This is a genomic window from Kribbella sp. NPDC002412, assembly GCF_053592935.1.
Genome location: NZ_JBSFBL010000028.1, coordinates 55236 through 71922, shown reverse-complemented (window position 1 = coordinate 71922; position 16687 = coordinate 55236). Strand labels below are relative to the sequence as shown.

Sequence of the window (16687 nt, the reverse complement as noted above, 5' to 3'; positions counted from 1 at the left end):
CTGGAGCGTGTAAGTAAGTGAGCAAACTCCTCCTGGCCGCGACCTCTCTGGACGTCACGCCACCGCCCGGCCACCGCCTGGACGGGTACGCCGCCCGCACCGCCACCGCGACCGGAACCGCCGACCCACTGCGCGCCACCCTGATCTGGCTCAGTACGGCGGACGACCCCGGCGTGCTCTGGCTGAGTCTCGACGCCATCGCCGTCGGCAGGGATCTCGTCGCCGAGTTGTCCGCCGCGGCCGCGTCCGCTGCCGGCATCCCGGCCACGCGCGTCGTGGTGTCCGCATCCCACACGCACTCCGGGCCGTCAGGTTGGACCGGTGAGATTCACCCGGTCATCCCAGCCGAGCGTGAGCCCGCTCTGTACGAGCCGCTGGTCGCAGCAGTCGCCAACGCGTCGCTCCCACGCCGGCCGGTCACGGCGTCGTGGCGTTCGGTCGAGGTGGTCGGCGTCGGGGCGAATCGCCATCGCAAGAACGGCCCGCACGACAACACTGCGGGAGTGCTGGCTCTGCACTCGCTACAGGGGTCGCTGGAGGCGTTGCTGCTCGACTTCGCCTGTCACCCGACGACGTACGGCCCAGAGAACCTGCAGTGGTCGGCCGACTGGCCGGGAGCCGCCCGGGCCGCGCTTGCTCCCGCGGTGGTCGGCTACCTGCAGGGTGCGGCGGGCGATGTGAGCCCACGGTTCACGCGGCGGGGTCGCAGCGCCGAGGAGGTCGCACGGTTGGGCGGTCTGCTTGCTGCACGCGTCCGTGAGGCCCTGACTGGTCCCGGACTGGAGCTACCGCAGTCGGCGCCGGCCATCCGCCGTACGACGATCGACCTCCCGGTCCGGCAGGTGCCGCCAGCCGAGGAAGCGGCCGTCACCGTCGCGGCGGCGGAGAGCGCGGTCCACGGTGGCGCCGACCATCCGTCGATGCGGATCGCGCAGACCCGGCTGGATGGCGCACGCGGCCAGGCGCTGATGGCTGCGGCATCGTTGCCAGAGACGCTGGAGCTGCCGATCAGCGTGGTGACCATGGGCGAGGTGTGCTGGGTCAACCTGCCGGTCGAGCTCTTCGCCCTGCACGGCGCCTGCCTGCAGGCCGACAGCACCCACCCGATCACCCGGGTCGTCGGCTACACCGACGGGTACTACGGCTACATCGTCGACCCCTCCGCCGCCGAGTCCGGCGCCTACGAAGCCCTCATCACCTTCTTCGACCAACCCACCACCAACTACCTCCTCACTGAAACCGCGGCCTTCATCAACGCTTAGAGCGCGAGCTCCGGCTGGAGCTTCTTGGCCGGCCAGACGCGTTGGTTGCGGGCGGCCAGGGTGGAGGCGGCGAGGGCGGCGAGGAACCAGGCGGCGAGGACCAGGAGGTCGCGGCCGAGCGATGCGCCGGGCCCGCCGTACATCAGGTGCCGTATGCCGTCGATCGCGTAGCTCATCGGGAGTGCGTGGTGGAAGAAGTACAGCGGCGCCGGGATCGTCTGCCACGGGAACGTGCCGCCCGCGCTGACCAGCTGGATCACCATCAGCACCAGGCCGAGGAACTTGCCGACGGCGCCGAACCACGCGGACAGCGCGTGCAGGATCGCGACGAACGTGAACGACGTCAGGATCAGGAACCCGACCGTCAGCCACGGGTGCACCGCGTCGATCCCGAGCCCGAGCGTCACCGCGGTGAACACCAGCGCCGCTTGGACCGCACCGAACAGCGCCGGCGGCAGCCAACCGCCAAGGGCGACCCGGAACGGCGACTGCAGCGCGGCCAGCGCACGGGGTGACAGCGGTCGGACCAGCAGGAACAGCACGTACGCGCCGATCCAGCAGGCCAGGCTGAGGAAGAACGGGGCCAGTCCGGCGCCGTAGCTGTCGGCCGTGGCCTGCGAGACGTTCTGCAGGGTCACCGGCGCACCCAGAGTCTCGGCGACCGCCTTGCGCTGGTCGGCGGACGGGTTGGGGATCTGCTTGACGCCGTTGGCCAGTCCGGTGTTCAGCTGGGTCGCACCGGTCTTCAGCCGGGTGACTCCGCTCGCCATGCTGTTCACGCCGGTCAGCAACTGCCCCTGCCCGACTACTGCCTGCTTCTCACCGGCCGCGAGCTGCTGCGAACCGGTCTGCAGGGTGGCGAGACCCGTCTTGAGTTGCCCTGCTCCAGTGTCCAGTTGGTGCGCTCCGCTTGCCGCCGTACTGATCCCACTCGTCAGTGCCGGTGTCGCCTTGGCGAGCGCGGCTGCGCCGTTGGAGACCTTGCGGGCACCGGTCGCGAGCGTGTTGAGCTGCTTCGACGTGGCCTGGATCTTCGTGTTCGCGCGTACGACGGGCGCGCGCAGCTTGGCCGTCTCCGTGAGGACCTGGTTGATCTGGGTCTGGGTGAACCCGCGGGCCTTGAGGCGATCGGCCAGACCGGTGTCCAGAGTGCTCAGGTCCTTGACCAGCGTGCTGGACGCGGTCGCGACCTGACGCCCGGCAGTGGCGACCTGCTCGTTGCCGTCGGCGACCTGGTCGGCACCGGTGGCAAGCGCCTTGGTCTGCTTGGGCAGCGTCGCCGTCTTCCGCTTCAGCGTGCTCAGGCCGTTGTCGAGCTGGTTGGCGCCGGCCGCCAGCTCGTTAGCGCCCTGGGACGCCTGCGTGGTGCCGGTCGCCAGCTTGGTCGCGCCGGCGGAGAGTTGCTTCTGCGCCGTGTTGAGCTGGGTCGCACCGGTCTGCAGCTTGGCGGCGCCCGTTGCTGCGGTGGTCAGTCCGCTCTGCAGCTGCGCCGCACCGCTTGCTGCCTGGCTGACCTGCGTGTGGATCGTGCTGTAGCCGGCCAGCAGCTTGCTCGCTGCTGTCTCGCTCACCTGCGACGCCACGGTCTTGGTGACCTGGGCGACGACCTGGTTGGCGATGGTGTGCGCGATGTAGTTGTTGGCGTCGTTGGTGAGCAGCTCGAGGTTCGCCTGCCGCGGCGTGAACTCGGCGCTGGACGCGAGATCCGCGGAGAACGACTTCGGCAGCACCAGGGCGAACTCGTACTTGCCGTCGGACACTCCAGCAGTCGCATCGGCCCGGTCGACCTGATGCCAGTCGAAGCTCTTGGACTTCACCAGTTCGTCGGCCACCTGCGGCCCGACATCCAGCTTCTCTCCGGTGGCGAGCGTCGTCCCCGCGTCCTCCACCACGACTGCGGTCGGCACCTTGTCGAGGCGACCGTAGGGGTCGTGGTTCGCGTAGAGGTAGAGGCCGCCGTACAGCAACGGCACGAGCAGCAGGGCGACCACTGCGAGCTTCGGCAACCGGCCTGCGGTCAACCGCCGCAGTTCACTCAGTGCCATCCGAACCGCGGTCACGCGTGTGTCTCCTCTGCAAGTGGTGCGATGGGGTCGAGTGCCTCGATCTGGACCGGCTCCGGCTGGTCCGTCGAGCCGAGCCGAGCAGCCGGTACGGCGAGCAGCCGGGCCGACGCGTCCGCGCAGGTGATGATCACGCCGTACCCACGGGACGCCAGGTCGCGGCCGACGGCGTACCAGTCGTGGGGATCGCCGCCGTGCCGGTCCGGCATGGTCAGGATGACCACCTTCACGTCAGGGCGCGCCACCGTGAGCTCGGCGAGCAGTCTGGTCCGTGCAGCGACCGGGAGGTGCTCGAACCGCTTGTCGGCGTGCTCGGCCGCCGCATGCTCGTCCAGCCACTCGATCACGGCCTTGCGACCAGCCTTGCGCCCGGCGATCGCCAGCTCCTCACCCACGACCGTCTGCACGGGCAGTGCGTCGTCCGGCTCGGTGATGCCGGGTGCGTCGACCACAGCGACCTGCCGCCGAAGCAGACCGGCGTCCGCCTTGCCGTCGAGTCGCACCTGGCCCGTGTCGGGCTTGAGGCGACCGGACAATCCCAGCGCGGCAGCGACGTGTCCAGGACCCGGGTAGCCCGCCAGCAACACCAGTTGATGGTCATCGACCTTCACTGACGTGGCGTCGAGCATCTGCGCGTGCGGTCCGCGCACGCTGATCCCGGTGGCCTCGAGCTCCATCCCAATTCCCCGTTCGATACGGTTGTGTATTCAATACAGAACTGTATCCTACTGCTATGGAACCGCCCAAGCGCCGCCGCATCAACACCCGGGCCCGCCTGCTCGAAGGCGCCCTCGAGGTCTTCGCCGAACGGGGTTTCCACGGCGCGTCGGTGGAGGACATCTGCGACCGCGCCGGCTTCACCCGCGGCGCGTTCTACTCCAACTTCGGCTCCAAGGACGAGCTGGTCATCGCGCTGTTCCAGGCCACGACGGACCGCCTGATCGAGCAGATCAGCGCGCTGCTCCCCGAGCTCGCGAACCAGCCGGTGACCCTGCTCGACGCCGTACTAGGACTGCTCGACGAGGCCGCACCGGACCAGCGGCGGTGGCATCTCATCTCCACCGAGTTCACCCTGCATGCGCTGCGCAGTCCGGACGCCGCGCGGGCGCTGAACGAGCAGCGGGAGATGTTCCGGTCCCGGCTGACCCAGTTGGTCGAGGAGATCGCCGAGACCAACGGGCTGGAGTTCAGCGTGCCGGCGGAGCAGTTCGTCCGGATGGTGATGGCACTGCACGAGGGCGCCCGGTCGCAGAGCCTGCTGGAGCCTCGCGAGGTCCCGGCCGGCTCGCTCGAGCACACGTTCCTGCCGATGGTCCTCGAGGCCGTGACGCGCTAACCGACCTTCACATCCACGCGCTAGCCGACCTTCACGTCCACCGTGTGCAGGCCGGTCGAGCCGTTCGGCGCCGGCGGTGCGGACGCCTCGATCTGGGGGTTGCCCTTCGCGTCGAACGCCCGTACCTGCAGGACGTGGTTGCCGCGCGGCGCGTCCCAGGTCCAGTGCCACTGCCGCCAGGTGTCGATCGACGCGTCCGCCGCCAGGGTCGCTTGTTGCCAAGGGCCCCCATCGACGCGGACCTCGACCTCCGACACCCCGACGTGCTGGTCCCACGCCACCCCGGCCACGGTCACCTGGCCTGGTTCCGCCTTCGACCGCGGCACGTCGATCCGCGACGACAACTTGATCGGCCCGAGCTCCGACCACCCGCGCGGCGTCCAGTACGCCTCGAACCGGTCGAAGCGGGTCACCTCGATATCCGTCAGCCACTTGGTCGCCGACACGTAGCCATACAGCCCGGGTACGACGATCCGCACCGGGAACCCGTGCTCGACCGGCAGCGGCTCACCGTTCATCGCGAACGCGAGCATCGACTGCCGGTCGTCGAGCAGCGTGCTGAGCGGCGTACCGGCGGTGAACCCGTCCTTGGACGTCGACTGGATCGCGTCGGCGTCCTTGGCCGGCCCGGCCTCCTGCAGCAGGTCCTTGAGGAGTACGCCGGACCACAGCGCGTTGCCGATCAGGTCGCCGCCGACCTCGTTGCTGACGCACGTGAGAGTGACCCACTTGTGCACGACCGAGCGCTTCAGCAGGTCGTCGAAGGTCAGCTCCAGTTCGCGATCGACCATGCCGTGGATGCGCAGCTTCCAGTCCGCCGGCAGGATCTGCGGGACCGAGAGGGCGGTGTCGATGCGGTAGAAATCCGCGTTCGACGTCACCCAGGAGGTCGCGCCGTCGGCCTGGACGCCGGCCGGAGCGTCCAACGTGGGTGGCTTCGGCAGGTTGAGGCCCTCGCGGGCTTCGGCGACGGCGGCGCGGTTGCCGCCCAGGACTCGGCCGAGGGCGCCGATCGCCGCGGAGCCGATCGCCACGCCGGCCGACAACTGCAGGAAGCCACGGCGGCTGACGCTGTCGTCGGGGGCGTCGAGGAGTGGCTCGAGTCGGCGGGAGAACAGTCTGAGGACGAACAGGGCGGTGACGCCGGCGACCACCGACGGCACGAATCCGGTCTGCCCGCTGTCCGGCCTGGTCGCGGCCGCGACGACAGCCAGGCCGACCAGTACGACGGTCACGGTTGCGCCGGCCCAGTAGCGCCGTACGGCGAGAACGCCGCCGAGCGCGGCGAGGACCAGCAGGACGGTCAGGATGCCGACTCGGAGCGCGGTCTTGTCGTTCGTCCCGAACCACGCGATCGCCAGGTCCTTCAGCCACGGCGGCACCCGGTCGATGAACGCGGACCCGATCGCCACCACCGGCGTCAGCCGCGTGCCGAGCAATCCCGCGACCACACTCCCCGCCGCCAAGCCGGCCAGGGCCGCCAGCACTCCACCTACGGCACCCCGCCACCAACCAGCGCCTCGGCTGCTGCCTTCCCCGCCTGCGCCATGGGTGGGGTCGAGGCCGTGCGGCTGACCGACAGCGTCGTACCCGCGATCTGTGGTTCGGCTGCGGGTGGTCCCCGGGACCTGGTCGCCTTGGTTCACCTCTCAACGATTACGCGGCGGGGCGCCCGACACCAGTCGAGCGCCCCATCCGTTAGTCGCGGGTAATGCAGTGTGTTCAGTTGTCGGTTGCTTTCAGATCCGGTCGGGAGTGATCGGCCCCAGGTTCGGCCGGCCGTTCGGCCAGCGGCGAGCGTTGTCGCGGACTCGGCGAAGCTTGCCGAGCACGACCTCCCGCTCGTCGGACAGCTGCGACATCCACAGGCTGTCGATCTCGAGGAGGTGGTCCGGCAGTGCTTCACGCAGCCGCCGCTTCCCCTCCTCGGTGAGGACCGCGAACGAACCGCGGGCATCGTCGGGACAGGGCTCCCGACGTACCAGACCGAGGTTCTCGGCGCGGTCGACCAGCCGGGTGATGCCGCCGGTGGTGACGGTCAGCTCCCGGGCGAGGGACGTAAGACGCTGCTTCTCACCGTGGCTGCGGGCGAGCCGCAGCAACAGTTCGAACATTGCCATTTGCAGACCACTGCGCTTGAGGGAATGGCGCATCAGGTGATCGAGCTCGGCCGCTGCTTCACGCAGCAAGCCGTACGCGGTGATCACGTCGCTTTCCCAGGGTTCGGCGGCACGAGTGGGTTCTGCATCGGCGAGCGCTAGGGGCGAGCAAAGCGAAGGCGCGATGGTCATGCGCGGACTCTATTAGCTGACTAGGTCACTTCGCTACACGGGGTGACCCTTCGGCTACAGATCGACCCACAACCGTAAGCATACGGAGCGTAACGCAGGTGCCTGTGGATAACTTCCGCGGCGATCGGCCGATCTTTGCCAGCCTTGTGTCCGCGAGGTTTCACCACCGGATCGGGGAGTGCGATGGACGAGAAATCACCGTACGGCCGCGGCTTCATCGCCGCCTGCATCGTGGTCGCCGCAGTCCTCCTCTGCGGCGCCCTCCTGTTGATCTCCGGCCCTCGCGGTACGGCGAACGCCGCCAACTCAGCCAATCCGGTCCAGTCCACCACCTCTGTCGCACGCACATTGGACCCACCTGACCCCAGCTCGATCGCTCAGCCGGGCTCGGCCGATCGGCCCGCGGTGCCCGCCAACGAACCCGGCGCCGGCGCCGGCTCGGGGTCCGGCGGCTGCATTCTGCCTGTCGGCGACCAGAGCATTCCCCTCAAACCGCCGGTCGTCGACGGGTGGGACGTCAGCCGGCGCGTCGTTGTACCTCGGTCGGCTGCGGCCGGTCCGGCCAAGACCGACTCCGACGGCTTCCGGCGCTGCTTCGCACACTCCCCGACCGGCGCCGTCTTCGCCGCCTACAACGTCGTCGCCGCCCTCGCCGACCAGCGCCAAACCATCCCCACCGTCCGCAAGCTCATGCTGCCCGGCCCCGACACCCGAGCACTGATCCGCGACCTCAGCACCGAGAAGCCGTCCACGAATGCGACCGCCAGCCAACTCGCCGGCTACCGCGTCCTCGACGCCGACCAGGACCGAGCCACGATCATGCTCGCGCTCCCCGTCGAGTCGGCGTACATGAGCATCACCCTCACGCTCGTCTGGCACGACCACGACTGGCGCCTCCAACCACCCCCACCCGGCGAACCCGTCGGCGCCCCCTTCGCCCAGCACCAAGACCTCTCGAACTTCGTCCGCTGGAGCGGTGTCTGATGTGCAACAAGGTGGACATCGAGTGCCACGTCAAAGAGGGCTTCCTGTCGGTCGCCTCGTCCGGCCTCGACCAAGTACGGACGGAGGCGAACGCGGCGGCGCTCGACAGCCTGCACTCGCTCGCGACGTTCTGGCTGAAGGTCGACAGCCCGACCATCGCCACCGGCAGCGGTGAGAACTGGACCAATACCGCCCCGGTCGGATTCCTGCAGGACAAGGTGCTGACGGTGTCGGCCGCGATCTTCACCGTCGCCATCCTGATCGCGGGGATCCGGATGGCGTGGGAGCAACGGGCCAAGCCGCTCCAGGAGCTGCTGAAGGCGACCATGCTGTTCGTCCTCGTCTGCGGCGCGGGTACGGCGACCTTGCAGCTGCTGACCAGCTGGTCCGACGAATTCGCCGTCGACGTGGTCACGAAGGCGTCCGGCGGGTCCGTGGAGACGGCCCTCACCGACCTCGTGCAGCAGGGCGGCGTCGGGGACTCGCTCTCCCGCGACCTGCCGCTCTTTCTGGCCCTGAGCATCAGCCTGACCGTCGTCTGCGCATCGCTCATCCAGGTCGTCCTGATGCTGATCCGCTCGGCGATGCTCGTCCTGCTCGCCGGGACGTTCCCGCTGGCGGCCGCGGCGACCAACACCGAGGCCGGCCGCGCCTGGTTCAAGAAGTACTGCGCGTGGGCGCTCGCGTTCATCGCCTACAAGCCGGCGGCGGCGCTCGTCTACGCGGCGGCGATCAAACTGAAGCAGGAGAGCATGCTTCCGTCCGGCAACAGCCTCGTGCAGGCGATGACTGGCGTGATGATGCTGCTGCTCGCCATCTTCGCGCTGCCGGCGCTGTTGCGGCTCGCCGTACCGATCACTGCAGCCGTGGCGGGCGGGGGTGCCGCATCGGGCAGCTCGGTCGCTGACCCCGGCGGCCTCGCCACCGGCGCCCTGAACGTCGGCCGCTCAACCTTCGGCAGCTCCGGCGGAGGGTCGTCGAGCGGTGGCTCATCCGGTGGCGCCTCGGCTGCCGGCGCTGGTGCCACTGGCGCCCGGACGGTCGGCGCAGCAGCCAGCGTGGGCCTGGGTGCGGCAGGTGCAGCAGTCAACGGAGCCCGCAAGGCAGCAGGAGGCCTGGCAGGCGCCGCCGCCCACTCAGCCGGCGAGTCAGCAGGCGGCTCCATCACACCAACCGCCCCCACCGGCCCAATGTCCCGCCGCACCCCCCGCCCACCCGCCTCCACCCCCACAACCCCCACCCCCCACCGCACCCCCGAGCCAGCCGGCCCCACCGGCAGCCGCTAGCCAACCCCCGATCCACTGCACCCCTCTACTCCCGGAACCAGCAGGCAGGAAAGCTGTTGTCGGTGGGGTGGGACAGGATGACAGCATGGCGGGTATGGGGTTGGAGCGGATCGCGTTGATCTCGGACGTGCACGGGAATCTGACCGCGCTGGAGGCGGTGCTGGCGGATATCGAGGGGCGGGGGATCGAGCGCATCTTCAACCTGGGCGACTACGTCGGGAAGGGGCCGCGCGGTCAGGAGGCGGTCGACCGGTGCCGGCAGGTGTGTGAGGTGAACATCATCGGCAACTGGGACGACTTCCTGCCGGACCCGGACCGCGAGCACGACAGCGAAGCCCTGCGCTGGTGGAAGAAGGAGCTCCGCGAGGACCAGTGGGCGTGGTTGCGCGGCCTCCCGTTCTGCCACGACTTCCTCTTCAGCGGGCGGCAGATCCGGCTGTTCCACGCGTCGTCGACGAGCGTGCACCGGCGCGTGCGGTTCGACCACGACGAAGCGGAGTACCTCGGCATGTTCGAGAACACCGAGGCGACCGGCGACGGTCCGATCCCGACCGTCGTCGGGTACGCCGACACCCACGACCCGTACTACGAGGTCGACCTCGGCCGCACCCTGTTCAACATCGGCTCGGTCGGCAACAGCCTGAACGATCCGACACCGGTCTACGTCGTCCTCGAAGGCGTTCCGGACACCCATGACCCGGCGCCGTTCTCGATCCAGTTCGTCCGCGTCCCGTACGACGCCCGCGGCGAGCTCGAGATCGCCCGTGAGCTGGGGATGCCCGAGCTCGACGGCTACGAGTCCGAGATCATCCACGGCCTCTACCGCGGCAACCACTACGCCGGCGAACCCCACACCTACCACCGTCGAGTTCGGGGCTAGAGGCAACTATCCCCAGGTTTTCCACAGCTGTGGAAGTTGTCCGCGTAGTCCGATCGGGCGAGAAGAACAACTCCGGATTCGTCACCAACTAGGTGCTGGAAGCAACAACCGCTGGGATCGGGCGTCAGCGGACCAGGAGGGCTTCGGAGCCGACGAGCTTGTAGCCGGCGGCGAGGAACGTGCGGAAGGACGCGGCGTTGCCCGGGGTCACCTGGGCCCAGATGTGCGCGTCCGCTGGGATCAGCGCCCGAGCGGCCCGCGCCAGCCGACGGCCGTGCCCCTTCCCGCGAGCGCCTTCGGCGACTTCGATCGCACACTCGACCCGCCCTGCCAGCCCCCGGCCCGTGAGCACGAGTCCGCCGTACGCATCGACGTACACCCGGACCTCGTCCCGATACCGCCAGGCCCGCTCGACGCGTGGGTGGTCGTGGTCGGTGAGCTCGGTCAAACCCGCGACGGCCGCCGAGCGGTCGGCGGCGTCGGTCAGCGCCGGCGCGAGCAGCATCCCGTCGATCGCGTTCACCCGGCGGCCGGTCGCTTCCTCGAGTGCGGACAGGAACGGCGGGTTGGTCGGCGCCGACAGATCGCCCGGCGAGACCCGCTCGGCGACCCAGGCCGGGTCGACGTCGGCGGCGACCACGATGTGTCCGGTGAAGGAGACCACGGCGGCTTCGCGCGGCGAGGGCGCCGGTACGACGGTGACGCCGAGGTCCGGGGCGGGGAAGACGCCGCGTTCGATGCCGCGCAGAATGTCAGCCAGAGTTGTCATCACGAGCCATTGTGGAGGAGACCCCTCCCCAGGCTCGACCCATGAACGCGCGACGGAGGCGACACACATGCGGAAGCCGCAACTGGTGCGAGCGGACGGACTGCCCGACCGGGTGACGATCTACGAGGTCGGCCCGCGGGACGGCCTACAGAACGAGTCGGCGATCGTCGACGTCGCGGTCAAGGCCGAGTTCATCCGGAGGTTGGTCGACGCCGGCCTGACCACGGTCGAGACGACCAGCTTCGTGCACCCGAAGTGGGTCCCGCAGCTCGCCGACGCCGCCGAGCTCCTGGAGGCGCTGGACCTCCCGGACGCAGTCCGCGCGCCCGTCCTGGTGCCGAACGAACGCGGCCTCGACCGCGCGCTGGCCGCGAACGTCCGGGAGATCGCGATCTTCGCGAGTGCCACCGAGACGTTCGCCGCGAAGAACCTGAACTCGACGCTGGACGAGCAGTTCGCGATGTTCACGCCGACGATCCAGCGGGCGCTCGCCGAAGGACTGTCGGTCCGCGGATACGTGTCGATGTGTTACGGCGACCCGTGGGAGGGCGACGTACCGATCGACCAGGTGGTGAAGGTCGGCGCGCGCCTGATCGACCTCGGCTGCCACGAGCTCTCCCTCGGCGACACGATCGGCGTCGCGACCCCCGGCCAGGTGAGCGCGTTGCTCGCCGCCTTCGCCGCGGCCGGAGTCGGCGTGGACAAGCTCGCCGTCCACTTCCACGACACCTACGGCCAGGCGCTCGCCAACACCCTCACCGCCCTGCGGGAAGGCGTCACCACCGTCGACAGCTCGGCCGGCGGCCTCGGCGGCTGCCCGTACGCCGAAAGCGCCACCGGCAACCTCGCCACCGAGGACCTCCTCTGGCAACTGGACGGCCTGGGCATCCAGACCGGCGTGGACCTGCAAAAGCTGGTCGCCACCAGCACCTGGATGTCCACCCAACTAGGCAAGCCCTCCCCCAGCCGAGCCGTCCAAGCCCTGGCTGGCTGACCCCCACCCCTCGCCTGCTGTCCTTCCGCTTCGAGTCTATCGGCGAAGGCGCCAACCGACCTGAAGTTATCCACAGACCTGGGGTGCAGGTGTGGGCTACGGTCGGGGGGACGGCCGGGGGTTGTATGAGCGTTGAAGTGGTGTTCTGGGCGGTGGTGCTGGCGCGGTTCGGGTTGCCGTTGTTGATTCCTCGGTATCCGTTGCCGGCCATCGTGGGGTGCCTGGTGCTCGACGGGATCGATCAGACGATCTTCCAGTCGTTCGGGTTCGATCCGCCGTTCTACCAGAGCTACGACAAGGCGATGGACGTCTTCTACCTGTCGGTGGCGTACCTGGCGAGCCTGCGGAACTGGACCAGCCAGGCGGCGGTCGGCATCAGCCGGTTCCTGTTCTTCTTCCGGCAGGTCGGGGTGGTCGCGTTCGAGCTGACCGGGCTGCGGGCCCTGCTGCTGCTGTTCCCGAACACGTTCGAGTACTTCTTCATCGCCTACGAGGCGATCCGGTCCCGGTGGGACCCGGCGAAGTTCGGGTTCCGGTTCTGGGCGCTGGTCGCCGGCGGCATCTGGGTGTTCGTCAAGCTGCCGCAGGAGTACTGGATCCACATCGCGCAGCTGGATGTCACCGACCTGATCGCGGACACGAGCTGGTTCGGTCCGCTGCTGCTGGTCGCCGCACTCGTGCTGGTCGCGGTGCTGCTGCTCGTCGTCCGCCCGCGGTTGCCACAACCGGACTGGGGCTGGAAGGTCGAGGCCGACCCGCTGCCTGCCGCGATCGACGAGGCGCACGAGCGGGCCGCGTTCCAGGCCGCGCACAACAGGGTCTTCGACTGGGCCGCCGTCGAGAAGATCTTCCTGATCGGCCTGATCAGCGTGATCTTCGGCAACGTGCTGCCGGCCGTGCAGGCGAGCAGCCTGGAGATCTTCATCAGCATCGCGATCTTCGCGGTGATCAACTCGGCGATCGGCCTGTGGTCGGCCCGGCGCGGCCGGTCCTGGGAGTCCGCGGCGATGTCGTTCGCGGTGGTGTTCGCGACGAACGTCGTACTGGTCACCGTCGGCGACCTGCTGCTGGGCCGGGACGACGAAGGCCTGCCGCTGGTCGACACGCTGTTCTTCGTCTTCCTGTTCAGCATCCTGACGATGCTCTACGACCGCTACCGCCCGATCAACGACTACCGCGTCCAGGCTGAGGTGGCCGCTCGACAGCCGAAGGAATTGGAACCATGACCGACCTGATCGTGCTGGGATTTCCAAGCCGTGACCTCGCCGAGGAGGCCCGTCAGCGGATCACCGAGCTGGAAGCGAACGAGGCCCTCGAGCTCAGCGGCGTCGCGGTCGCCTGCCGCCACGAGAATGGAGAGGTCGAGCTCGTCCAGCCACTCCGGCTGACCGCCACCGGAGCCGTCGCCGGGGCGGCCGGCGGCGGGCTGATCGGTCTGATGCTGCTCGTCCCGCTGCTCTCGGCCGCGGTCGGCGCCGCGGCGGGCGCGGTCGGCGGCACGGTGTCGGCCGGCATCCTCAACGCCCAGTTCGTCCGCGGCCTGAGGGAGACCCTCGAGCCCGGCCGCGCGGCCCTCCTCCTGGTCGTCCGGAACGTCATCGACGGCGACAAGGCGATCGACCAGCTCAAACCCCTGTCACCACAGGTCCTCCGCACCACCTGGTCCGACGAGCAGGAGCGCCGCCTGATCGCTGCCCTAGCCGACCACTCGTAGGCCGCGGCGAGTCAGCGGCAGGCGTTCGCGGGTCTGCGAGTCGGCAGGGGTCTCGACGAAGAGGATCAGCTCGGGGTGGGCGGCGACCGCGAACTCGGTCACGGTGAAGCGCAGGTCGCCCGCAGTTGGATGACGGATGTGACGAGGACGCGGGCTGCACGCGGCCACCTCGTGCCGCGACCACAGCGCCGCGAATTCGGGGCTGAGCTTCCGCAGTCGCTCGAGGTCGGTTTCCCAATCCGGGTCGCCGACATGTTCGCCGTACGACGATCGCAGCCTCGCCACCAGATACGGCACTTCCGCGTCGTAGTTGAGCAACTGCTCCCGGGCCCGCGGCTCGGTGACGAGGCACCAGAGCAGGTTCCGGTGGATGCAGGGCAGCGTGTGCCAGTCGTGGAAGAGGTCGCTGAACGCCTGGTTCGGCTGGATGATGTCGAACCGGGTGTTCGTGATCACCGCGGGCAACGGATCGAGCGTGCTGAGGATCTCGCCGAACACCGCCTCGTTCGCGCACACGCTCGCGCGGGGCGCGCGCACCGGCGTCGCCTCGGCCAGCCGGTAGAGGTGTTCGCGCTCGATCGAGCTGAGCCGCAGAGTGGACGCGACGGCGTCGAGCACCTGGCCGCTGACGTTGATCGGGCGGCCCTGCTCGAGCCAGGTGTACCAAGTGACCCCGACGCCCGCGAGGTGGGCGAGCTCCTCGCGACGCAGTCCTGGCGTACGGCGTCGTCCGCCGGCGGGCAGGCCGACATCCTCGGGGGCCACCCGGGCGCGACGCGCCTTGAGGAACTCCCCGAGCTCCGCTCGACGATCACTCACCCACCCATCGTCGACGCAGCCACCGACGGTTTCCGTTCAGCGTGACTCCGGACGGCCGTCCAGGGTGCGCTACCCGATCACGGCTCGATCGGGCGGCGGATGCGGCGGACCAGGCTCTTGTCGGCGTACTCCGCGATCCGCCACGTCGCGAAGCCGTCGACGCCGGCCCCGACCGCGCCGCCGAGCAGCGGGATCCGGCGGGTGACGGTGAGCGCCATCCGCTTGCCGCTGATCCGGGCGATCAGCTCGGCGACCACCTCACCCGCGACCTGACGGTCCAGCTCCGGGTCGAACACCGGCGCGGTCGCGATCGCCAGCGGCGACGTCGGCAGGCTCGCCTTCTTCAGCCGGTCCAGTACGCCGTCCTCGCCGAGCATGCACGTGATCACCGCCGTACGAACCCGCGGATCGTCCAGGTCGTACCCGCGCAGGTGCGCGATCGCGGCCACCATCCGGGCCTGCACGATCGCCAGGCCGGTCAGGTTCGCGGGCAGCGCGACCGGGAGCGTGACGAGCCCGCCGATGCTGGTGACGAACCCCTGGAAACCGGCCAGCCGGATGTGCTGGTCGATCACCGCGTCGATCGCGAACTGCGCGTCACCACCGGACCGGGACAGCTTCGCGTCGGCGATCTGCTCGGCGCCCGGGAACCGCTGGTACCCGTCGATGGCGATCTCGAGGATCTGACGCAGCACACCCGCCGCTGCCTGAGGTGCGAATCGCTGCGCGGCGGGCGCGAGACTGCTGGCGACGAACCTGGCTACTCCGGCCACGGTGCTCCTTCCCGCCCTCCCCGCGTCCGAGACCTGGGCGTGCTTCAACTCTACGTGCCCCCGCCATCCCCGCCACTCGGGAGAAACCCCCGGTGTCCCCCGACCCCACGGCGGGCGTGCGGGTGGTCCAGGATTGGGGTGTGCCTGTCGAGCCTGCTGCTTCTGTGTGGGACTTTCCGCCGGTGGCGGTCGCCGGGGCGAGTGACATCGTCGCCGGTGGGGCGGATCTGCAGCCGGGGACCGTCCTGGCGGCGTACCGGCGGGGGTTGTTCCCGATGCCCGACCACCGGGGCTCGCTGCTGTGGTGGTCGCCGGTCGACCGCGGTGTGATCGAGGTCGCGGGTTACCGGCCGTCACGCTCGGTACGGCGGGCGCGGAACAAGTTCGAGATCCGGGTGAACACCGCCTTCGACCAGGTGATCCGCGCCTGCGCCGACCCGCGCCGGCCCGGGTCCTGGATCGACCGCGGCATCATCGCGTCGTACACCGAGTTGCACCGCCTCGGCTGGGTGCACTCCGTCGAGGCCTGGGACGGCGACGAGTTGGCCGGCGGCCTGTACGGCGTCGCGATCGGCGGACTGTTCGCCGGCGAGTCGATGTTCCACCACAAGACCGACGGCTCGAAGGCAGCCGTGGCCGGGCTGATCGAGCTGCTCGACGACGACTACGCCGACCAGCGCGTGTTCGACATCCAGTGGGTCACCGACCACCTGGCGACGCTCGGAGCCGTCTCCATCCCGCGCGAGACCTACGTCCGCCGGGTGGCGAACGCCGTACACCTGCCGCTTCCGAAGGCCTTCAGCTGAGGCCGACGAAGGCTGCCATCTGCCGCGTCGTCGAGGCGAAGAACGCGTCCGCCGGATCCATCGACCCGACCAGCTGACCGAACAGCTCGAAGCTGATCATCCCGAACAGTTGTGTCCACACGATCACCGTCCGCACCAGCACCGGCGGCGGAACCCCAGGCGCCAACGCGACCAGCACCTGCACCTGCTCCGCGAGTACGCCGTCCGGCTCCGGAGCGTCCTCTGGTACGACGAGCAGCCCATCGCCCTGGGCGCGCTCCAGCAGCCCGAGCAGAACGATCGGGACCCGGCTGGCCGGCTGCACCGTCGTCTGCGGCGCCTGGTACCCGCTGATCGGTGAGCCGTAGATCAGCGCGTACTCGTGCGGGTTGGCCCGCGCCCAGTCCCGGACCGCCGCGCAGATCGCCAGCCACGCGTCGACCGGCCGCTCATGAGGCGCTTCAGCAGCGGCTTCGGCCGCCTCTCCGAGGGCGTCGTACGCGTCGATGATCAGCGCGGTCAGCAGGTCGTCCCGGCTCGGGAAGTAGCGGTAGATCGCCGACGACACCATGCCCAGCTCGCGCGAGATGGCGCGCAGCGACAGGTCCGCGGCGCCGTCGGTCGCGAGCTGGCGGCGGGCGATCGTCTTGATCTCCTCGGTCAGCTCGGCCCTGGCCCTCTCGCGTGCGGTGCGTCCGGCGTTCATGACAGCAGTGTGCCACAAAACCGAG

General features: G+C 69.5%; 17 protein-coding genes. 9 read left to right on the top strand and 8 right to left on the bottom strand.

Annotation, left to right across the window (positions count from 1 at the left end; translation table 11 throughout):
• Window positions 1-17: 17 nt before the first annotated feature.
• Window positions 18-1262 carry a hypothetical protein gene (locus ACWCOV_RS22710; RefSeq protein WP_449831287.1) on the top strand — a complete coding sequence of 415 codons (1245 nt, stop codon included), beginning with the start codon at window positions 18-20 and terminating at the stop codon, window positions 1260-1262.
• Here ACWCOV_RS22710 and ACWCOV_RS22705 read toward each other — a convergent pair.
• Together ACWCOV_RS22705 and ACWCOV_RS22700 are read right to left on the bottom strand one after the other, a co-directional pair.
• Window positions 1259-3322: a YhgE/Pip family protein gene (locus ACWCOV_RS22705; protein WP_449831286.1), complete on the bottom strand. Its 2064-nt coding sequence runs from the start codon at window positions 3320-3322 to the stop codon at window positions 1259-1261. The two genes, ACWCOV_RS22710 and ACWCOV_RS22705, sit on opposite strands and share 4 nt — an antisense overlap.
• Entirely contained in the window at window positions 3319-4002 is a 684-nt protein-coding gene (locus ACWCOV_RS22700) for a hypothetical protein (RefSeq protein ID WP_449831285.1), read from the bottom strand. Before ACWCOV_RS22700 ends, ACWCOV_RS22705 begins: the two co-directional genes overlap by 4 nt.
• Before the next feature lie 56 nt (window positions 4003-4058).
• On the opposite strand from ACWCOV_RS22700, the gene ACWCOV_RS22695 reads away from it, so the two are divergent.
• Window positions 4059-4661 (top strand): TetR/AcrR family transcriptional regulator, encoded by a 603-nt coding sequence (locus tag ACWCOV_RS22695; protein ID WP_449831284.1) that lies wholly within the window; start codon window positions 4059-4061, stop codon window positions 4659-4661.
• Window positions 4662-4681: 20 nt separating this feature from the next.
• Here ACWCOV_RS22695 and ACWCOV_RS22690 read toward each other — a convergent pair whose 3' ends face one another.
• Window positions 4682-6148, bottom strand: coding sequence for a molybdopterin-dependent oxidoreductase (locus ACWCOV_RS22690; protein WP_449831283.1), 1467 nt, complete (start codon window positions 6146-6148; stop codon window positions 4682-4684).
• Between the two features lie 252 nt (window positions 6149-6400).
• Window positions 6401-6952, bottom strand: coding sequence for a MarR family winged helix-turn-helix transcriptional regulator (locus ACWCOV_RS22685; protein ID WP_449831282.1), 552 nt, complete (start codon window positions 6950-6952; stop codon window positions 6401-6403).
• 183 nt (window positions 6953-7135) lie between these two features.
• Between ACWCOV_RS22685 and ACWCOV_RS22680 the strand changes: the two genes are divergently transcribed.
• The 3 genes from ACWCOV_RS22680 (at window position 7136) to ACWCOV_RS22670 (ending at window position 10102) form a co-directional block, all read left to right on the top strand.
• Window positions 7136-7936 carry a hypothetical protein gene (locus ACWCOV_RS22680; RefSeq protein ID WP_449831281.1) on the top strand — a complete coding sequence of 267 codons (801 nt, stop codon included), beginning with the start codon at window positions 7136-7138 and terminating at the stop codon, window positions 7934-7936.
• Window positions 7936-9222, top strand: a complete 1287-nt coding sequence (locus tag ACWCOV_RS22675; protein ID WP_449831280.1) for a hypothetical protein — start codon at window positions 7936-7938, stop codon at window positions 9220-9222. Before ACWCOV_RS22680 ends, ACWCOV_RS22675 begins: the two co-directional genes overlap by 1 nt.
• Window positions 9223-9316: 94 nt before the next feature.
• Window positions 9317-10102: a metallophosphoesterase family protein gene (locus tag ACWCOV_RS22670; protein ID WP_449831279.1), complete on the top strand. Its 786-nt coding sequence runs from the start codon at window positions 9317-9319 to the stop codon at window positions 10100-10102.
• Window positions 10103-10226: 124 nt separating this feature from the next.
• Here the strand turns inward: ACWCOV_RS22670 and ACWCOV_RS22665 are convergent, their stop codons facing one another.
• Window positions 10227-10871, bottom strand: a complete 645-nt coding sequence (locus tag ACWCOV_RS22665; protein WP_449831278.1) for a GNAT family N-acetyltransferase — start codon at window positions 10869-10871, stop codon at window positions 10227-10229.
• A gap of 67 nt (window positions 10872-10938) precedes the next feature.
• Between ACWCOV_RS22665 and ACWCOV_RS22660 the strand changes: the two genes are divergently transcribed.
• From ACWCOV_RS22660 to ACWCOV_RS22650, 3 genes are all read left to right on the top strand, one after another.
• The gene (locus ACWCOV_RS22660) at window positions 10939-11865 is read left to right on the top strand and encodes a hydroxymethylglutaryl-CoA lyase (protein ID WP_449831277.1); all 927 of its coding nucleotides are present in this window, start codon (window positions 10939-10941) and stop codon (window positions 11863-11865) included.
• Between the two features lie 125 nt (window positions 11866-11990).
• Complete coding sequence (locus ACWCOV_RS22655; protein WP_449831276.1) at window positions 11991-13091, top strand: hypothetical protein; 1101 nt, start codon at window positions 11991-11993, stop codon at window positions 13089-13091.
• Entirely contained in the window at window positions 13088-13579 is a 492-nt protein-coding gene (locus ACWCOV_RS22650) for a DUF1269 domain-containing protein (RefSeq protein ID WP_449831275.1), read from the top strand. Before ACWCOV_RS22655 ends, ACWCOV_RS22650 begins: the two co-directional genes overlap by 4 nt.
• Here ACWCOV_RS22650 and ACWCOV_RS22645 read toward each other — a convergent pair.
• Both ACWCOV_RS22645 and ACWCOV_RS22640 read right to left on the bottom strand, forming a co-directional pair.
• Window positions 13562-14398, bottom strand: a complete 837-nt coding sequence (locus ACWCOV_RS22645; protein ID WP_449831274.1) for a helix-turn-helix transcriptional regulator — start codon at window positions 14396-14398, stop codon at window positions 13562-13564. The two genes, ACWCOV_RS22650 and ACWCOV_RS22645, sit on opposite strands and share 18 nt — an antisense overlap.
• Before the next feature lie 77 nt (window positions 14399-14475).
• A complete protein-coding gene (locus ACWCOV_RS22640) occupies window positions 14476-15171 on the bottom strand; it encodes an EcsC family protein (RefSeq protein ID WP_449831273.1) in 696 nt (231 codons plus the stop codon).
• Between the two features lie 140 nt (window positions 15172-15311).
• Between ACWCOV_RS22640 and aat the strand changes: the two genes are divergently transcribed.
• Window positions 15312-15977, top strand: a complete 666-nt coding sequence (gene aat / locus ACWCOV_RS22635; RefSeq protein WP_449831272.1) for a leucyl/phenylalanyl-tRNA--protein transferase — start codon at window positions 15312-15314, stop codon at window positions 15975-15977.
• Here aat and ACWCOV_RS22630 read toward each other — a convergent pair.
• Window positions 15970-16662: a TetR/AcrR family transcriptional regulator gene (locus tag ACWCOV_RS22630; RefSeq protein ID WP_449831271.1), complete on the bottom strand. Its 693-nt coding sequence runs from the start codon at window positions 16660-16662 to the stop codon at window positions 15970-15972. The two genes, aat and ACWCOV_RS22630, sit on opposite strands and share 8 nt — an antisense overlap.
• Window positions 16663-16687: the final 25 nt, after the last annotated feature.

What these genes read in the sequence shown, in the direction of transcription:
- ACWCOV_RS22660 (WP_449831277.1), top strand. Translation starts at nt 10,939, where the DNA reads ATGCGGAAGCCGCAACTGGTGCGAGCGGACGGACTGCCCGACCGGGTG.
- ACWCOV_RS22655 (WP_449831276.1), top strand. Translation starts at nt 11,991, where the DNA reads ATGAGCGTTGAAGTGGTGTTCTGGGCGGTGGTGCTGGCGCGGTTCGGG.
- ACWCOV_RS22650 (WP_449831275.1), top strand. Translation starts at nt 13,088, where the DNA reads ATGACCGACCTGATCGTGCTGGGATTTCCAAGCCGTGACCTCGCCGAG.
- ACWCOV_RS22685 (WP_449831282.1), bottom strand. Translation starts at nt 6,952, where the DNA reads ATGACCATCGCGCCTTCGCTTTGCTCGCCCCTAGCGCTCGCCGATGCA.
- ACWCOV_RS22700 (WP_449831285.1), bottom strand. Translation starts at nt 4,002, where the DNA reads ATGGAGCTCGAGGCCACCGGGATCAGCGTGCGCGGACCGCACGCGCAG.
- ACWCOV_RS22695 (WP_449831284.1), top strand. Translation starts at nt 4,059, where the DNA reads ATGGAACCGCCCAAGCGCCGCCGCATCAACACCCGGGCCCGCCTGCTC.
- ACWCOV_RS22680 (WP_449831281.1), top strand. Translation starts at nt 7,136, where the DNA reads ATGGACGAGAAATCACCGTACGGCCGCGGCTTCATCGCCGCCTGCATC.
- ACWCOV_RS22630 (WP_449831271.1), bottom strand. Translation starts at nt 16,662, where the DNA reads ATGAACGCCGGACGCACCGCACGCGAGAGGGCCAGGGCCGAGCTGACC.
- ACWCOV_RS22675 (WP_449831280.1), top strand. Translation starts at nt 7,936, where the DNA reads ATGTGCAACAAGGTGGACATCGAGTGCCACGTCAAAGAGGGCTTCCTG.
- ACWCOV_RS22670 (WP_449831279.1), top strand. Translation starts at nt 9,317, where the DNA reads ATGGGGTTGGAGCGGATCGCGTTGATCTCGGACGTGCACGGGAATCTG.
- ACWCOV_RS22665 (WP_449831278.1), bottom strand. Translation starts at nt 10,871, where the DNA reads ATGACAACTCTGGCTGACATTCTGCGCGGCATCGAACGCGGCGTCTTC.